Raw genomic sequence first — 17,577 nt, forward strand, 5'->3', positions numbered from 1 at the left:
AAAATGAGCGAAATATGAGCGAATATGAGCGAATCAATTACTCTCATCACCCTTCAAACTCTTGCAAAAACTTTTTGAGTTCAGCATCGGCTTCTGGTGTAGTTCCGTGGAGTTGACCGAGCATTTCAAGTAGAGAAGCTGTTTGGTTTTGGATTGCTTCATTTGTCTCGTTAATCTTGCTGTCGATATCTGTCAGCAGTGCTACTACTTCTTCCTCACCAGTACTTAATCTCACCTTCTCTAAAACCATTCAACCGAATTCCTTGAGGTTGTGTGGACGAACTGCTAATCAAGCCCTTAGATAAAAGATAATTTCTCATCTTTTCGTTGAAATTACTTTTCTTAACTGTGACATAATTGTTTCCTTTTCCGTTCCCATTCAATTTTTCAAAAGCCTTTTCCCATTCTTTATATACATCAGAATCACCCAAAAAAACCATTATCTCCCACAGTTCAAATAGATTTAGATAGTCCCCTAACAAATCTAACCTATGTGTTGACATTTCTGGATTAGATAGTAAATTATCCTTGAGCAGTCTTGTACGATCTAAAGGCTGAATATCGTCCATAGTCAATAACTCTCTGCATAACTGAATACTAATTTCTTCACTATCTAATCTAATCAAATCATCCCAATTTTCTTTAGCTAACTGTCTTATCTTAATTTTGATAGATTCATCTGCATTGTCATAATAATTGGAACTAATTATATAACTTAAATCATCTATATCAAATTTAGAATCAAGGATATGAGCAACAAGTTTAATAGAAAATTGCTTATTTTTCAAGCTTACATGATCCAGAATATCTATTATTTGTAGCTTATAGGAATCATCTATTTCCTCATATTGCAACAAATCATTGAGTTCCGTTTCATCATGAACCTCTTCTTCAATCTCAAGATACTTTTCAATATTCCTTGAAATGAAATAATTTTTCATTGATGGATATTCTTCTCTGATGAACTTAAGACTATTAGCATTGAATTTTATAACCTCCAAATCTATCAAAACTTCTAATCTATCATCCGAAAGCCCCATTACATCAAATTTATTGTAATGCCATTGCATTGATGCAAGCATTGATTTATAGATAGTTAAGTTCAGATTATCTTCAGATACAATTTTATCAAAAAAATCTCCCTGTACTTTCTCATCAAGTTGTACAAAAATATCTCTGTTTAATACAAAATTGGGATCTTGATTAATAAAATCAACCAGGCGATCAGCAATATCATTAAATGAAGAAAAGTAGGAACAAACAATTTCAGAATTAACTTGCCCTTTTTGAAGCCGTACAAGATATTCTATCAGTTTTATATCATTAGATAATCCTTGAAACTTCTCTACAGTGTATTTAATGGAGAATTTTGGAATACTATTCAATATACTTACGGCAGGTGTTATTCCCCCATCTTCGTAATCCTCAACTTTAAATAAAATATCATGTTTAAGCAAGTTCTCAATATAAGAAGAATCATCATCCATTTCCCCGTTTGATATTTTTATATAAACATTGGCGTATTGTAACAAATTATCTTCCGAATCTAAACAGTAATCAAACAGTGATTTCAATTCAATATTTTTACTAATAAGCTCAAAATTCTTGTGAGTATATTCATAATTAGTATATCTTTTTCCCAAGTTCCATTTTATAAAAAATTTCAAATTATTCTCAGAAATCGAATATAAATCATTCCGATAGATATAATTCATTATTTCTTTATAATCTGTAAGTTTTTTTGCATCTAATAAGGATCCATAAATATTCTGTGCATATTCTCTAACTTTTATCTCAATATTTGATAAATTTTTAGTAAACTGCTGAATTTCATAACTCATATTTGGAGAAAGAAGCTCTTGATTATCATTTATATATCCTGAAATCAATACTTTTGTTTTTTCAGGAATACCACTCAAATCAACTAAATTCATTAATGATAGTATTAGACTATTTTTATTTAGAACAGCATATCCTCCATTTTTAATTTCTAAATACTCGTTAAAAAGACTAACATTGTGCTCCAACCATTTCTTAAAAAATAATTTAATAGTCTCTTTTTTATAAATTACACCTTGACCTGATGTAGATCTATCTAATGTATTATAAAAGTTAATCAAGAAATCCAAAACATTCTCTTGTTTAAATATTTGAACTAAACACTCAGTATCATTTTCTTTTTTGGAATTTAGTAAATAGTCAAATAAATTATAATTTAGCACATAACTATATCTATAATCTTTAATCGACAAGCGATTAACTATTTCATTAGTATGGGGTAAAGAAATATCATAATTACCATCACGTCCAGAAACAACATTTCTTAAATATTCTTTTTCTTCTACCGTTATAGTATTTTCATAGAAATGATTCAAATAATCTTGATAGCTCTCATCAATATAAGCATTTCTAATTAGGAAAGAAATTATTGAGAATTGAGGATTCTTTCTTATTTCTTTTGCAAAGTCACTTTTAAAATCATCAATATCTGTAGCATATTGATAAACGTCTGATAATTTATAACTATCTAGTTTCCCAAGCTCATCGTTCATTTTCTTAATTTCTTTTTCCAATTTTTCTATGAGCTTCTTATTCCTAATATTTTCTAAACGTTCTTGGAATTCTGGAGTATTTTTATCTGGAAATATAGAATCAATATCCTCATTACGTTCATTTTGATTATAATGTGCATTGTAATAACTGTCAAAGGAGCATATTTCACTTTCATATGCAAGTAACTCTTTTATATAATCTGAGCGCGTTGAAAAATCTGATTCAAATTTTCTATTTACTTTAATTACTTTTCTCCCATATGGTACTTTCAAAACAGTTCCATATAATTCAAGATCATCGTTTAGTTGTTCTTCATCTGCCTTCTCTATCTTTTTCTCCAATTCTTTTATCTTACTATTTAATTCCTCCCTACGATTTTTTAATGCTATTTCTTTTGAGTTCAATAATTCAAATAAATATCCTTGATTTTTTTGTAAAAGCGAAAAGTCTTTAGGGAAAATATTTTTGTAGACTACCATTGAGAAAATTTTCTCACTCTCTAACGGTAATTTACTTAATGTTTCTTTATAAGTCAGATACTCATTGCAAATATTATTAATCAGACGCATATCATCAAGGTATAATGAGATATTGAATAAAAACTTTTCATCTAACACCTTATGAAGTTCCATATCTTTTAATATTTTTGATAATTGGTCATAAGAATTTGAAGCAGTGACAACTGGAACTACCGGAATAATAAAATCAAAAAACTTTGTTCTCTCTTGAGATTCAAACAAATCATCCTTTACAAGATAGAAAAACACCAACTTGGAATCCCTACATATCTTTCTTTTTCTATTGATAACTATATTTAATTCCTTCAATTTTTCAAAAATTCTAGAATCATTAAAACGTTCAATATCTTCAAATACTATGACATCTGCTCCTGATTGCTTGAATAAATAAAGGACATCGTCCAAGTAGCGATCAAAATAGGATACTTTAGAATTATCATTTGAAAAAATTTCAATGTCAGTTTCAATTTTTTCTGCTTTTAAAGATAATTTTTTGACAAAACCAAAATCTTTTTGTAGTTTCAGTAAAAAATAAATTCCATATATAATTAAAATAAATAAAATTACTAGTACAAGAAGGGAGATAATAGGTTTCGTAGTCCAAGATAGCCAACAAAAGTTCTGAATCAAACCTTTCCATGAAGAAATATTTAATAAGTATAAGGATAGTAATATTACTAAACCTAAATAGACCGAAATATTAAAAGGTTCAATCTGCGACTCTGCATCAAGAGTTTTAAAAATGGATTTTCTTATTTGATTAGGATTAATTTGATGAAGTAATTGATTGATTATTTTCCCTTCAATGGTATTGATTTGACGATTATTTAGTCCATTTTTTTCATTGCTTATCGTTTCATCATACTGCCCCAAAGATATATGGAGGAATTTTTTATCTGTACATTGGAACTCAAAGCTCTCAACAACGCTACTTTTCCCTGCTCCATAATTCCCAGTAATAGCTACGTTGGTTACTTCCGAATTTTTGTCAATCGCAAATTTAAGTGCTCTTTCTGTTACTGGCTTTATTTTTATATCTTTATTTGAAGTAAGTGCTCGAAATTTATATTCTCTTGCCATTAATTTATCTCTCCCAATAATTACTATATGTTTAAACTAATACCATTATATCAATTCTAACTCAGGATATAAAGCTTTTATATACAAAACGCCCCTTAGAAATCCGCTTCTAAGGGGTTGTCTTTATCCTGCTGCTTGGGCTGGTTCTGCTGGTTTGGTCTTTTTATCTCTCTTGCTACTAGTGATGAGGCGGCTCTTGCTATCAAATACTCATTCCCCCTTTCTCCTCCAAAATATGGTATAGTAGAGTTATACTATCTATGAGGAGTTCACATGTCACATGATAAACAAATGAAAGCTGTTTCTCCCCTTCTGCAGCGAGTTATCAATATCTCATCGATTGTCGGTGGGGTTGGGAGTTTGATTTTCTGTATTTGGGCTTATCAGGCTGGGGTTTTACAGTCTAAGGAAACCCTCTCTGCCTTTATCCAGCAGGCAGGTATCTGGGGGCCACCTCTCTTTATCTTTTTACAGATTTTACAGACGGTCGTCCCTATCATTCCAGGAGCCTTGACCTCAGTAGCTGGGGTCTTTATCTACGGGCACATCATCGGAACTATCTACAACTATATCGGCATCGTGATTGGCTGTGCCATTATCTTTTATCTAGTGCGCCTCTATGGGGCTGCCTTTGTCCAGTCTGTCGTCAGCAAGCGCACCTATGACAAGTATATTGGCTGGCTGGATAAGGGCAATCGCTTTGACCGTTTCTTTATCTTTATGATGATTTGGCCTATTAGTCCAGCTGACTTTCTCTGTATGCTAGCTGCCTTAACCAAGATGAGCTTCAAGCGCTATATGACCATCATCATTCTGACCAAACCCTTTACCCTCGTGGTCTATACCTACGGTCTGACCTATATTATCGACTTCTTCTGGCAAATGCTTTGACACATAAAAAATCCGTTTGGTTTCCCAAGCGGATTTTGTGCTTTATTTTGAAACTTCTTTTGCAAGGACAAAGTTCCCAAGAGTAGCAGAACCATTCCCAGCGACTGCTGGTGTCACGATGTAATCACGCACATCTGGCACTGGTAGGTAACCATTGAGAAGAGATGTAAATTTCTCACGGACACGGTCCAGCATGTGTTGTTGAGCCATAACCCCTCCACCAAAGACAATCACGTCTGGTCGGAAAGTCACTGTCGCATTAACTGCAGCTTGAGCGATATAGTAGGCTTGAACATCCCAAACAGGGTTGTTGAGTTCAATATTTTCCCCACGAACACCTGTACGAGCTTCCAAACTTGGACCAGCTGCATAGCCTTCCAAACATCCCTTATGAAAAGGACAAACACCCTTAAACTCTTTTTCAATATCCATTGGGTGTCTAGCAACATAATAATGACCCATTTCAGGGTGACCCACACCACCGATAAACTCACCACGTTGGATGACACCTGCACCGATACCTGTACCGATTGTGTAGTAAACCAAGTTTTCGATACGGCCACCAGCATTGTTACGGGCAACCACTTCACCATAGGCAGAGCTGTTTACGTCTGTTGTGAAGTACATTGGCACGTTAAGGGCGCGACGAAGGGCACCAAGCAAGTCTACATTTGCCCAGTGAGGTTTTGGAGTTGTTGTGATAAAACCATAAGTTTTTGAATTTTTATCAATATCAATGGGACCAAATGAACCAACTGCAAGACCAGCAAGGTTATCGAATTTTGAAAAGAACTCGATGGTTTTATCGATTGTTTCGATTGGAGTTGTTGTTGGAAATTGTGTTTTTTCTACAACGTTAAAGTTTTCATCACCGACAGCACAGACAAACTTTGTACCGCCCGCTTCCAAGCTTCCATATAATTTTGTCATGATAAACCTCTTGTTTTTATTTTCTTTATTATAGCATATTTCGAAAGTCTAAATTTCTCTATTTTTTAGATTTTCCTCTGTAAATCTTACCATTCAAGCAAAAACGAACAAACATGTCATTTGTTCGTTTTCATTTTGAGAGGGAATATAGTACTCAATGAAAATCAAAGAGCAAACTAGGAAGCTAGCCGAAGGTTGCTCAAAGCAATGCTTTGAGGTTGTAGATAAGACTGACGAAGTCAGTTACATATATCTACGGCAAGGCGAAGCTGACATGGTTTGAATTTGATTTTCGAAGAGTATTAGGCTTTCACTTCGATAAGAGCATCCCCCTTCGCAACTGAACCTGTTGCGACTGGAGCTACTGAAGAGAAGTCAGCTGTGTTTGTAACGATAACCATTGTTGTATCATCAAGTCCAGCTGCAGCGATTTTGTTTGAGTCAAATGTTCCAAGAACATCGCCAGCTTTAACCTTGTCACCTTGAGCAACTTTTGCTTCAAAACCGTCACCGTTCATAGATACAGTGTCAATACCAACGTGAATCAAAACTTCAGCACCATCAGTTGTTTTCAAACCAAAAGCGTGTCCTGTTGGAAAGGCAATTGAAACTTCAGCATCAGCTGGTGCATATACCACACCTTGACTTGGCTTCACAGCGATACCTTGTCCCATAGCTCCACTTGAGAAGACTGGGTCATTGACATCAGCAAGAGCTACAACATCGCCAACGATAGGAGTTACAAGTGTTTCATTTTGAAGAGCTGCTGGAATGTTGCCAGTTGTTTCTTCTTGGACCAAACGTTCTGTCGCCGCTTCAGTAGCAACTTCTTTTTCATCCTCATAACCAAACATGTAAGTAAGAGCAAAACCAAGTGCAAATGATACAGCTACCATAAGAAGGTATTGGGCAAGTTGTCCGTTACCAACATAAAGCATTGTACCAGGGATGATGGTGATACCACTACCATTACCAGCAAGTCCAAGGATAGAAGCCAATCCACCACCGATTGCACCAGCAATCAATGAGAGGAAGAATGGTTTACGGAAGCGCAAGTTCACCCCGAAGATAGCAGGCTCTGTAATACCGAGGAAGGCAGAAAGAGCAGCTGGGAAAGCAAGTGTTTTTAGTTTTGGATTTTTAGTTTTAACACCAACCGCAACAGTTGCAGCACCTTGAGCTGTCATAGCAGCAGTGATGATAGCGTTGAATGGGTTAGCATGGTCAGCAGCAAGCAATTGAACTTCAAGCAAGTTGAAGATATGGTGCACACCTGACACGACGATCAATTGGTGAACCCCACCAATCAAGAAACCACCAAGACCAAATGGCATACTAAGGATCGCTTTTGTCGCGATAAGGATGTAGTTTTCAACAACGTGAAAGACTGGTCCGATGACAAATAGTCCAAGGATAGACATAACCAAAAGTGTCACGAATGGTGTTACCAAAAGGTCAATGACATCTGGAACGACCTTGCGGACAGCTTTTTCAAATTTAGCTCCGACAACCCCGATGATGAAGGCTGGAAGAACGGAACCTTGCAAACCAACAACAGGGATGAAACCAAAGAAGTTCATAGCTGTTACTTCACCACCTTGAGCAACTGCCCAAGCGTTTGGAAGTGAGCCAGAAACAAGCATCATACCAAGAACGATACCAACGGCAGGGTTACCACCGAATACACGGAAGGTTGACCAAACAACCAAACCTGGCAAGATGATGAAGGCTGTATCTGTCAAGATTTGTGTGTAAGTTGCAAAGTCTCCTGGAAGTGGCATTTCAAGAGCAATGAAAAGACCACGCACACCCATGAAGAGACCTGTCGCTACGATAACTGGGATGATTGGAACGAAAACGTCACCGAAAGTACGGATAGCACGTTGGAACCAGTTCCCTTGTTTAGCAGCTTCTGCTTTCATGTCATCTTTAGATGATGTTGGTAAACCAAGTGCAACAACTTCATCGTACATTTTGTTTACTGTACCAGTACCAAAGATGATTTGGTATTGACCTGAGTTAAAGAAAGCACCTTGAACTTTTTCCAAGTTCTCAATCACTTCTTTATTGATTTTTCCTTCATCTTTGACCATGACACGAAGACGAGTCGCACAGTGGGCAACACTGTTGACATTTTCACGTCCGCCCAAGGCATCGATGACTTTTTTTGCAATTTCCTGATTGTTCATTTGCAAAAATCTCCTTATATAAAATTTTGTTCTTGTTTGAAAGCGATTTTATTCGCCCTACGACTATTATTTTATCATGTTTTAGAAATATGTCAAGCGTTTTGCAGAAAAAATATTCTATCCACTTAGTTTGCTCGCTTTAGATTGATTGATTTTGACTGTTTTATCAGGTGTTCCTTAAAAAAATAAGTTTAAAATCTTGGTTAAAAGGGTTTTATTTCATTCTCTTTCATATTTTTGTGAAAATTTGATTGATTTCCTGCATTTATTTTATGATAAACGTTTGACAGTTTTTTCTCTTTTTTAACATAAAAGGCTTGCATTTTTTATCGAAAACGGTTACTATTAAAGTGATAAGATTTTTGGAGGAATGAATGAATGGAATGGACAACTGAGCGTCGTTACAGACTTTATCAAGATTGGACACAAGAAGAAATTAAGAATATTAAGGAAAATATGGCACAATCTCCATGGCATACTCATTACCATGTTGAGCCAAAAACAGGACTTCTCAACGACCCAAATGGCTTTTCTTACTTTGATGGCAAGTGGATCCTCTTTTACCAGAATTTTCCTTTTGGTGCAGCCCACGGTTTGAAATCTTGGGCACAGCTAGAAAGCGATGATTTGGTTCATTTCACAGAAACTGGAGTCAAAGTTTTGCCTGATACTCCATTAGATAGCCACGGTGCCTACTCTGGTTCTGCCATGCAGTTTGGCGATAACTTGTTCCTATTTTATACAGGAAATGTCCGTGATGAAAACTGGATCCGTCACCCTTACCAGATTGGAGCTTTGATGGATAAGGATGGCAAGATTACAAAGATTGATAAGATCTTGATTGAACAGCCAGCAGACTCTACAGACCACTTCCGCGATCCACAAATTTTTAACTTTAAAGGTCAATATTATGCCATCGTCGGTGGACAGGACTTGGATAAAAAAGGCTTCGTCCGTCTCTACAAGGCTGTAGACAACGACTATACAAACTGGCAAGCCGTTGGCAACCTTGACTTTGCTAACGACCGTACTGCCTACATGATGGAATGTCCAAATCTGGTCTTTGTAGGGGAACAACCTGTCCTTCTCTACTGCCCACAAGGATTGGATAAGAAAGTTCTAGACTACGATAATATCTTTCCAAATATGTATAAGATTGGGGCTTCCTTTGACCCTGAAAATGCTAAAATGGTAGATGTATCTCAACTTCAAAACATGGACTATGGTTTCGAAGCTTATGCAACTCAAGCCTTCAACGCTCCTGATGGACGTGCTCTAGCTGTTAGCTGGCTTGGCTTGCCTGATGTTTCATATCCATCTGACCGTTTTGAGCATCAAGGAACCCTCTCTTTGGTCAAGGAACTAACTATCAAAGACGGCAAACTCTACCAATACCCAGTCGCAGCTATCAAGGATCTTCGTGCTTCTGAAGAACCTTTCTCAAATCGTGCCCAAACCAAGAACACTTACGAACTTGAACTCAACTTGGAAGCTAATAGCCAGAGCGAGATTGTCTTACTTGCTAATCAAGAAGGCAAGGGACTTTCCATCAACTTTGACCTTGTAAATGGTCAAGTGACAGTGGAGCGTAGCCAGGCTGGAGAACAGTATGCCCAAGAATTTGGAACAACTCGCTCTTGCCCTATCGACAATCAAGCTACTACTGCTACAATCTTCATCGATAACTCTGTCTTTGAAATTTTCATCAATAAAGGAGAAAAAGTATTTTCCGGTCGTGTCTTTCCACATGCGGACCAAAATGGTATCCTGATTAAATCTGGAAACCCAACTGGAACTTACTATGAATTAGATTATGGTCGCAAAACTAACTGATGTCGCCAAACTTGCAGGCGTCAGCCCTACTACCGTTTCTCGGGTTATCAACAAAAAAGGTTATCTCTCTGAAAAAACCATTCAAAAGGTCAATGAAGCCATGCGAGAATTGGGCTATAAACCCAACAACCTAGCTCGCAGTCTACAAGGAAAGTCAGCCAAGTTAATCGGTTTGATTTTCCCCAATATTTCCAATGTTTTCTATGCAGAATTGATTGATAAGCTGGAACACCAACTCTTCAAAAATGGGTACAAGACCATCATCTGCAACAGTGAGCACGATTCTGAAAAAGAACGTGAGTACATCGAAATGTTGGAAGCCAATCAGGTGGACGGTATCATTTCTGGTAGTCACAACCTAGGAATTGAAGACTACAATCGCGTGACAGCGCCGATTATTTCCTTTGACCGAAACCTATCGCCAGACATTCCTGTTGTTTCCTCTGACAACTACGCTGGTGGGGTCCTTGCTGCCCAGACCTTAGTTAAGACAGGCGCCCAGTCTATCATCATGATTACAGGGAATGATAATTCCAATTCGCCTACTGGACTACGCCACGCTGGTTTTGCATCTGTACTCCCAAAAGCTCCTATTATCAATGTTTCCAGTGACTTTTCTCCCGTCAGAAAAGAAATGGAAATCAAGAATATCTTGACCCGTCAAAAACCAGATGCCATCTTTGCTTCGGATGATTTGACCGCTATTCTGGTCATTAAAATTGCTCAGGAACTGGGAATTTCTGTACCAGAAGAGCTCAAGGTCATCGGATATGATGGGACTTACTTTATCGAGAATTACTATCCTCAACTAGCTACTATCAAGCAACCTTTGGAAGAGATTGCCTGCCTCACTGTTGACCTTCTCTTGCAAAAGATCGAAGGCAAGGAAGTCGCGACAACAGGCTACTTCTTACCAGTTACTCTATTACCAGGAAAAAGTATTTAAGCACAAGAAAACTCAGACCAATTCGTCTGAGTTTTTTTATGATTTTAAGTTTTCTAGATAACGCTGGGCTGTCTCTAGATTAAAGGTTTTATCTGCGATGAGGCGCTCGACTAGGGGAGCTACCTCGGATTCACTAGCACCTGCGAGAAGTGCCAAGGATTTGGCCTGCAATTTCATGTGGCCTTGCTGAATGCCTGTGCTGACCAATGCTTTGAGGGCCGCAAAGTTTTGGGCAAGACCAATAGACACGATAATCTGGGATAATTCTTTGGCAGAAGGATTTCCCAGTAGTTCATGACTAAGAGCTACACGGGGGTTGAGGCCGATAGAGCCACCCTTGGTTGCTACAGGCATAGGAAGAGTCATTTGACCAACCAATTCTTCTCTTTCAAGGTCCAGCGTCCATTGACTAAGACCCTGGTAGCGTTCATCTCGACTGGCAAAAGCATGGGCCCCTGCCTCAATGGCACGCCAGTCATTACCAGTGGCTATTAAAATGGCATCTATACCATTAAAAATCCCTTTATTGTGGGTAGCAGCTCGATAAGGATCAGCCTGCGCAAACTGGCTAGCCAAAGCTATTTTCTCCGCAATTTCTCGTCCTTGATCCTTTTGGCGGCTCAAGTAGCGAAAAGCGATGCGACAGCTTGCAGTCACTAGAGAATCGGTCGCGTAGTTGGACAGGATTCCCATGAGACTCTGTCCCTGACTGAATTCTTCTAATATTGGTTTCAAGGCTTCTAGCATGGTGTTGAGCATATTGGCTCCCATGGCTTCTTGGGTATCAACATGAAGATAGACGACTAGGAAATCTGTTTCGCCTTTGATCTGCTCTACATGCAAATCACGCGCCCCACCTCCACGTTTAACGATAGAAGGATAGGCTTGATTGGCAAGCTCCAAGAGCTCAGACTTCTTGCTGGCAATCTTCTCTTGCGCTTTTTCAGGATCATCAACTTGATAAAGGGTTACCTGACCAATCATCCGGCGCTCATGGACTTGAGCAGTAAAACCGCCTGCTCGCTTGATGATTTTGCTGGCATAGCTGGCCGCAGCAACTACGGACGGTTCTTCTGTCACATAGGGAACTGTGTATTCCTGACCGTTGACAAGGACCTCTGGAACCAGCGAATAAGGCAGAGAAAAAGTTCCCACTACATTCTCACTCAGCTGGTCTGCCACAGTCACACCAATCTGTTCATCCTGCTCCAAACTCTCTTGTCTCTCAGGACTAAGGAGCGCCTGAGCTCGCAACAACTCAAGGCGCTCATGGTATGATTTTTTAGAAAATCCATTCCAACTTATCTTCATTATTTTTCAACCTTGCTATAACGTCGTTGGTGGTCCACAATTTCAACCAAGGCAAAATCTTGATTTTCATAGCCAGCAAACTGGGCAGAATTTGTTTCATCTAACTCTACTTCCTCAAAGAAGACTTTTTCATAGTCAGCAACAGATAAGGCAGTTCGTTGATTGAGCTTGTTCAAACGGTCTTTATCCAGATAAGCTTCATATCCTTCAACCAATTCACCACTGAAGAACTCAGCCACAGCACCACTTCCGTAACTATAAAGAGCAATTTTATCCCCAGCTTTCAAGCTATCTGTATTTTCCAAGAGAGACAAAAGTCCAAGGAAAAGCGAACCTGTGTAGATATTCCCCACCTTTTGACTGTAGAGAATAGACTGATCAAAATGCTTTTGCAAGAGGTCTTTTTTCTCCTGAGGCAAGTTCTTATCCATGATTTTTTTCAAGCCTTTTAGCGCTAATTTAGGATAAGGCAAGTGGAAGCAAACCGCCGCAAAATCATCCAAAGTAAGCTGGTAGCGTTTTTGGTATTCAAGCCAAGTCGTTTTCAAACTATCCAAGTATTGCTGGGTAGAATAAACACCATTTACATAAGGGGTTGTTGAGTAATTTGGTCGCCAGAAATCCATGATGTCACGGGTCTGAGCCACATTGTCATTATTAAAGGCCATCATGCGCGGATTTTGTGTAATCAACATGGCCACACTGCCGGCACCTTGAGTTGGTTCTCCTGGAGTTTCAATACCATATTTGGCAATATCACTGGCAATGACCAAGACCTTGGACTGTGGAGAATTTTCCACATGCAATTTGGCATAATGAAGGGCAGCTGTCGCTCCATAGCAGGCTTCTTTGATTTCGAAACTACGAGCAAAGGGCTGGATACCAAGCAAGCCATGCACAAAGACGGCAGCAGCCTTACTCTGGTCAATTCCTGACTCGGTAGCCACAATGACCATATCGATTTCTGCTCTTTCTTGCTCAGTTAAAATAGAGTCACTAGCACTGGCCGCCAAGGTCACGATATCCTCAGTTAGAGGCGCAATACTCAATTCCTTTAGTAAGAGTCCTTTACTTAATTTTTCAGGGTCAATTCCCCTCGCTTCTGCTAAGTCTTGTAATTTCAAGACATATTGACTGGTCGCAAAACCAATCTTATCAATACCGATTGTCATATTTACCTCTGTTTTATCATTCATGTAAAAAATCGTTCATTACTATTTTATCACAAATGGCAGTAAAAGAGAGAAAAAAGACTTGATTCACCAAATCAAGCCCCTTATGAATCTAACTATTATGCTGTTTTCGTAGGTAAGAATAAAGTCTGAGAATCACTGTTCCGCTAGCCATGCCAATAGAAATTACCAGAGCCAGCATGACAACCAAGGTTGCACTTGCCAGTGCTTTATTATAATCCCCCGTCACAAAAAAGGCAGTTGTCCGATAGGAGAGATAACCCGGAACCAAGGGTGCCAAGATGGCCAAGATAAAGACCACAGCAGGTGTCTTATAAAGAATACTTAAAATCTGGCTGACACATGAACCGATAATGGCCGCAATGAAGGTAGCCACAATAACATTGGTCGGTTCCTTGAGCAAGAGATAGATTAGCCAGACAGCCATGCCCAAAATCCCTCCAGGTAAGAGCATAGAGCGTTGCACATTGAGTACGATTAAAAAAGTGATAATAGCAAGAAGACTTGCCACTGCTTGTAATAAAAAGGTTGTTAGTGTCATATTAGTTCATCAATACCAAGGCGACAGAAGTTCCCGCCCCTAAAGCAAGGGTAATGAGCAGGGATTCAAACATCTTACTCATACCAGAGTTTATGTGGTTAGTCATAATATCACGGACCGCATTGGTCAAGGCAATACCTGGTACAAACGGCATGACCGCACCAGCTATAATCAAATCTGCTGTTGAAGGAAAGCCTGTGTAGCGAGCCCAAAACTGGGCAATCATCCCAAAGACAAAGGCTCCAGCAAAGGCTGTCACAAAGGGAATTCGGATAAACTTCTCCACATAAAGGGAAAAGGCAAAACCAAATAAGGTAGCCACTCCTGCCCCAAGTGCGTCGTAGATGTTTCCACTAAACATAACTGAAAAGAAAGGGGCACTAAAGGTCGCAGCCAAAGTTACCTGCAACTTAGTATAGGGAAGGGGTTGAGCTTGCAAAGCCGTCAATTGCTTAAAGGCTGTTTCTAAATCAAGCTTTCCACCTACTAACTGACGAGAAATCTGGTTGACATCGCAGACTTTTTCGATGTTATAAGAAGAGGAGGTCACGCGCTTCATACGCGAAATATTGGTATTTTCAATGGAAAAAAAGATGGCAGCAGGCATGGCAAGAACATTGCAATCCACAATCCCCTGCGAATGCGCAATACGGATCATGGTATCTTCTACACGATGAATCTCTGATCCACTTTTGAGGAGAATGGTCCCAGCTAACATAATCACATCAATAACGGCATTTAATTCTTTTGATTCTTCCATGCTTTCCTCCTTTTATCAACTTCTTCTATTCTATCACAAATCCGGAGTCAAAAAAAATCTTTGCCATGAAATCATGACAAAGATTGATTACTCATTTTGATTATCCATCTGATTTTAAGGAGTAGCTGAACTTGTTTTAGGTTTGTAGATTGAAATCTTGACCCTTGTCTTATTGAGGTCTACCTTTTCACCTGCTCTAGGACTTTGTTCAACAACCATACCTCCTGCACTACCTGCAGGCGCTGTCGTCACTTCTACCACTTCTATATTAGCTTCCTTAATCCCAACAATTTGAATCAAATTATTCTTAGTAAACTCCAAGCTGGAACCAATGTAGCTCGGCATGGCAACACTTGTAACTTTTTTAGCTACTGTCAAGACGATTTGAGTAGGTTTACTCAAATCATAAAGGATACCTGCACCTGGATTTTGTTTCATAATCGTTCCTGGTTCGCTTTCGCTGGACTCTTCTTCCTCTATCTTAATCAAATTCTCAGGAACCTTCTTCTGCTTGAGTTCTGAGATTACTTCTGTAGAGTTCCGTCCAATATAGTTCCCTAATTGAATCGTCGTAGCTTTTTTAGCTACTGTCAAGACGATTTGAGTTGCCTTGCTTAAGTCATAGGTCGTACCTTCTGGTAGACTTTGTTTCATGACCGTTCCAGCCTCACTCTCCTTGGACTCTTCTTCCTCAATTTTAATCAAATTATCTGGAACTTTTTTCTCTTTTAATTCCGCAATGACATCAGAGGATTTCCGGCCGACATAATTACTAATTTGGAAGGATTGTTTGCCTGATGAGACAACCAAATTGATTTTCGTTCCTTCTTTTCGACCAGTTCCAGCGCCAGGATCTGTACGGATAATCCGCCCTTCCTCCACCTTTTCACTAGCCTCTGACTTCTCCTCTCCAATCTCAAAATTGGCTTTTTTGAGCGTTTCCTTGGCTTCCGCAACTGTCTGACCTGCCACATCTGGAATGGCAATGGTTGCAGGAGTTCTGGATAGTATCCAAATCAGAGAAGCTGCCACCAATACAATGCTGGCCAAAAAAATCAGGTAACGCATCTTAAATCTACGTTTTTTCGGTGCTTGTGGTTGGTAAGTTTCCTCTGTCACAGCCTGGCTTGTTTTTTTGATTGGTTTGTGTTCTGTCTGCGCTTGCACCTTAGGAATTGAGGTCAAGGTGCTCTGGGATACTTTTGGTAGAGTCTTGGTATCTGCCTTAGTCGCATCGTCAAAGACCAGCTTTGGTTCATTACGACGATTATAAGACAAACTACTAGACAAATCCACATACATTTCAGCAACTGATTTATAGCGATCTGTCAATTTCTTAGCAGTTGCCTTGATAACAACATTCTCCAAAGCCTGGGGCACAGATGGATTCTCATCAATAACGGACGGCAGTGGTTTCTGGAAATGCTGGAGGGCGATGGTCACCGCACTATCTCCATCGTAAGGAATATGACCTGTCAGCATCTCATAGAAAATAATCCCCATGGCATAGATATCACTTTGTACAGTCGCCTTTGAACCACGCGCCTGCTCTGGTGACAAGTAATGAACCGAACCCAGCATCGAGTTAGTCTGAGTCAGACTCGTCTCAGCAAAGGCTACTGCAATCCCAAAGTCTGTAACCTTGACAGTCCCATCTGGTGTCAAGAGGATATTTTGAGGTTTCAAGTCTCTGTGAACAATTCCTCGAGTATGGGCCAAACGCATGGCTAAGAGGATTTGTCCCATAATACGGACGGCTTCTTCATTAGAAAGAGGATAGTGTTCCTTGATATAGCGTTTGAGGTCAAGTCCAGCCACATACTCCATAGCTAGGTACTGTTGACCGTCTTCCTCGCCAATATCTGTTATCCGAACGATATGAGGATGGTCTAAATCTGCCATAGCTCTCGCTTCACGCTGAAAACGAGCCACAGCTATCGGGTCTGTCTGGTAGTTGGTTCTCAGAACCTTCACTGCCACTTCTTCCCCGTCCAGAATCAAATCTTTGGCCAAGTAGACATCCGCCATGCCTCCTCGACCAATTTGTTTGACAATCCGATAGCGTCCGGCAAAAATCTTGCCGATTTGGATCATTCTGCATCCTCCTCGTTCATAGAAACAAGGGCAACCGTAATGTTGTCTAAACCTCCTGCATTGTTAGCAAAACGAACAAGTGTCTCCGTTTTATCTGCCAAAGGAATATCACTGGTTACAATATCACGAATCTCACTGCCTGAAATCATGTTGGTCAAGCCGTCACTATTGAGCAAGAGATAGTCACCTGACTCAAGGATAACTGTCCCAAAATCAGGCTGAACTTCATCTTTTTGCCCAATAGACTGGGTGATAATATTTTTTTGAGGATGAGCTTCTGCCTCTTCTGGTGTCAATTGACCAGCCTTGAGCAATTCATTGACCAAAGAATGGTCGCTCGTCAACTGGTGGTATTCTTCTCCACGAATCAAGCCGATACGCGAATCACCAATATGAGCATAGATAGCCTGATTATCAATAATAGCAAGGACTTCCAAAGTAGTTCCCATGCCTCTGTAAGCTTCATCCTGACCAAGCTGGTGAATCTTTTGATTTTCAATTTCTAGGTAATGGGCGAACCATTCACGCACTTCATTGACTGTATCGATTTGGGTATCGACCCAAGCTATACCTAGGTCTGTTACCGCCATTTCACTAGCGATATTCCCTGCGCGATGACCTCCCATCCCATCAGCTAAAATAATCATGGTACGCCCAGCTCTATTGACATAGTGGTTGACATAGTCTTGGTTATTTGTCCGTTTCTGACCAACATCTGTTAATAATGAAATTTCCATG

General features: G+C 39.4%; 12 protein-coding genes and 1 pseudogene. 3 read left to right on the forward strand and 10 right to left on the reverse strand.

Features of this window, described 5'->3' with window-relative positions:
• Nucleotides 1–46 precede the first annotated feature (46 nt).
• A pseudogene (locus HT732_RS04320) lies at nucleotides 47–217 on the reverse strand (type I restriction-modification system subunit M); the annotation flags it as partial.
• Nucleotides 216–4,151, reverse strand: coding sequence for a hypothetical protein (locus HT732_RS04325; protein WP_173254088.1), 3,936 nt, complete (start codon nucleotides 4,149–4,151; stop codon nucleotides 216–218). The pseudogene HT732_RS04320 and the gene HT732_RS04325, both read right to left, overlap by 2 nt.
• 273 nt (nucleotides 4,152–4,424) lie before the next feature.
• Between HT732_RS04325 and HT732_RS04330 the strand changes: the two genes are divergently transcribed.
• The gene (locus HT732_RS04330; protein ID WP_173254089.1) at nucleotides 4,425–5,042 is read left to right on the forward strand and encodes a TVP38/TMEM64 family protein; all 618 of its coding nucleotides are present in this window, start codon (nucleotides 4,425–4,427) and stop codon (nucleotides 5,040–5,042) included.
• A 42-nt stretch (nucleotides 5,043–5,084) separates the two neighbouring features.
• Here the strand turns inward: HT732_RS04330 and scrK are convergent, their stop codons facing one another.
• Nucleotides 5,085–5,972 carry a fructokinase ScrK gene (scrK, locus tag HT732_RS04335; protein WP_020900750.1) on the reverse strand — a complete coding sequence of 296 codons (888 nt, stop codon included), beginning with the start codon at nucleotides 5,970–5,972 and terminating at the stop codon, nucleotides 5,085–5,087.
• A 302-nt stretch (nucleotides 5,973–6,274) separates the two neighbouring features.
• The gene (locus tag HT732_RS04340) at nucleotides 6,275–8,161 is read right to left on the reverse strand and encodes a sucrose-specific PTS transporter subunit IIBC (protein ID WP_191994445.1); all 1,887 of its coding nucleotides are present in this window, start codon (nucleotides 8,159–8,161) and stop codon (nucleotides 6,275–6,277) included.
• Nucleotides 8,162–8,539: 378 nt separating this feature from the next.
• On the opposite strand from HT732_RS04340, the gene HT732_RS04345 reads away from it, so the two are divergent.
• Both HT732_RS04345 and HT732_RS04350 read left to right on the forward strand, forming a co-directional pair.
• Nucleotides 8,540–9,994: a glycoside hydrolase family 32 protein gene (locus HT732_RS04345; RefSeq protein WP_173254090.1), complete on the forward strand. Its 1,455-nt coding sequence runs from the start codon at nucleotides 8,540–8,542 to the stop codon at nucleotides 9,992–9,994.
• The gene (locus tag HT732_RS04350) at nucleotides 9,975–10,940 is read left to right on the forward strand and encodes a LacI family DNA-binding transcriptional regulator (protein ID WP_000226009.1); all 966 of its coding nucleotides are present in this window, start codon (nucleotides 9,975–9,977) and stop codon (nucleotides 10,938–10,940) included. The genes HT732_RS04345 and HT732_RS04350 overlap by 20 nt, the downstream gene beginning before the upstream one ends.
• A gap of 36 nt (nucleotides 10,941–10,976) precedes the next feature.
• On the opposite strand, the gene HT732_RS04355 is transcribed toward HT732_RS04350, so the two are convergent.
• The 6 genes from HT732_RS04355 to HT732_RS04380 form a co-directional block, all read right to left on the reverse strand.
• Nucleotides 10,977–12,251, reverse strand: coding sequence for a hydroxymethylglutaryl-CoA reductase, degradative (locus HT732_RS04355; RefSeq protein WP_173254091.1), 1,275 nt, complete (start codon nucleotides 12,249–12,251; stop codon nucleotides 10,977–10,979).
• Entirely contained in the window at nucleotides 12,251–13,423 is a 1,173-nt protein-coding gene (locus HT732_RS04360) for a hydroxymethylglutaryl-CoA synthase (RefSeq protein ID WP_173254128.1), read from the reverse strand. Before HT732_RS04360 ends, HT732_RS04355 begins: the two co-directional genes overlap by 1 nt.
• A gap of 112 nt (nucleotides 13,424–13,535) precedes the next feature.
• Nucleotides 13,536–13,985, reverse strand: coding sequence for a threonine/serine exporter family protein (locus tag HT732_RS04365; protein WP_000176929.1), 450 nt, complete (start codon nucleotides 13,983–13,985; stop codon nucleotides 13,536–13,538).
• Nucleotide 13,986: 1 nt separating this feature from the next.
• The gene (locus HT732_RS04370; RefSeq protein ID WP_173254092.1) at nucleotides 13,987–14,745 is read right to left on the reverse strand and encodes a threonine/serine exporter family protein; all 759 of its coding nucleotides are present in this window, start codon (nucleotides 14,743–14,745) and stop codon (nucleotides 13,987–13,989) included.
• Between the two features lie 114 nt (nucleotides 14,746–14,859).
• The gene (gene stkP / locus HT732_RS04375; RefSeq protein WP_173254093.1) at nucleotides 14,860–16,839 is read right to left on the reverse strand and encodes a serine/threonine-protein kinase StkP; all 1,980 of its coding nucleotides are present in this window, start codon (nucleotides 16,837–16,839) and stop codon (nucleotides 14,860–14,862) included.
• A complete protein-coding gene (locus HT732_RS04380) occupies nucleotides 16,836–17,576 on the reverse strand; it encodes a Stp1/IreP family PP2C-type Ser/Thr phosphatase (RefSeq protein WP_173254094.1) in 741 nt (246 codons plus the stop codon). The genes stkP and HT732_RS04380 overlap by 4 nt, the downstream gene beginning before the upstream one ends.
• Nucleotide 17,577: the final 1 nt, after the last annotated feature.

Origin of the sequence: Streptococcus sp. 5346 (assembly GCF_013277455.1) — a bacterium.
Lineage (GTDB): Bacteria > Bacillota > Bacilli > Lactobacillales > Streptococcaceae > Streptococcus.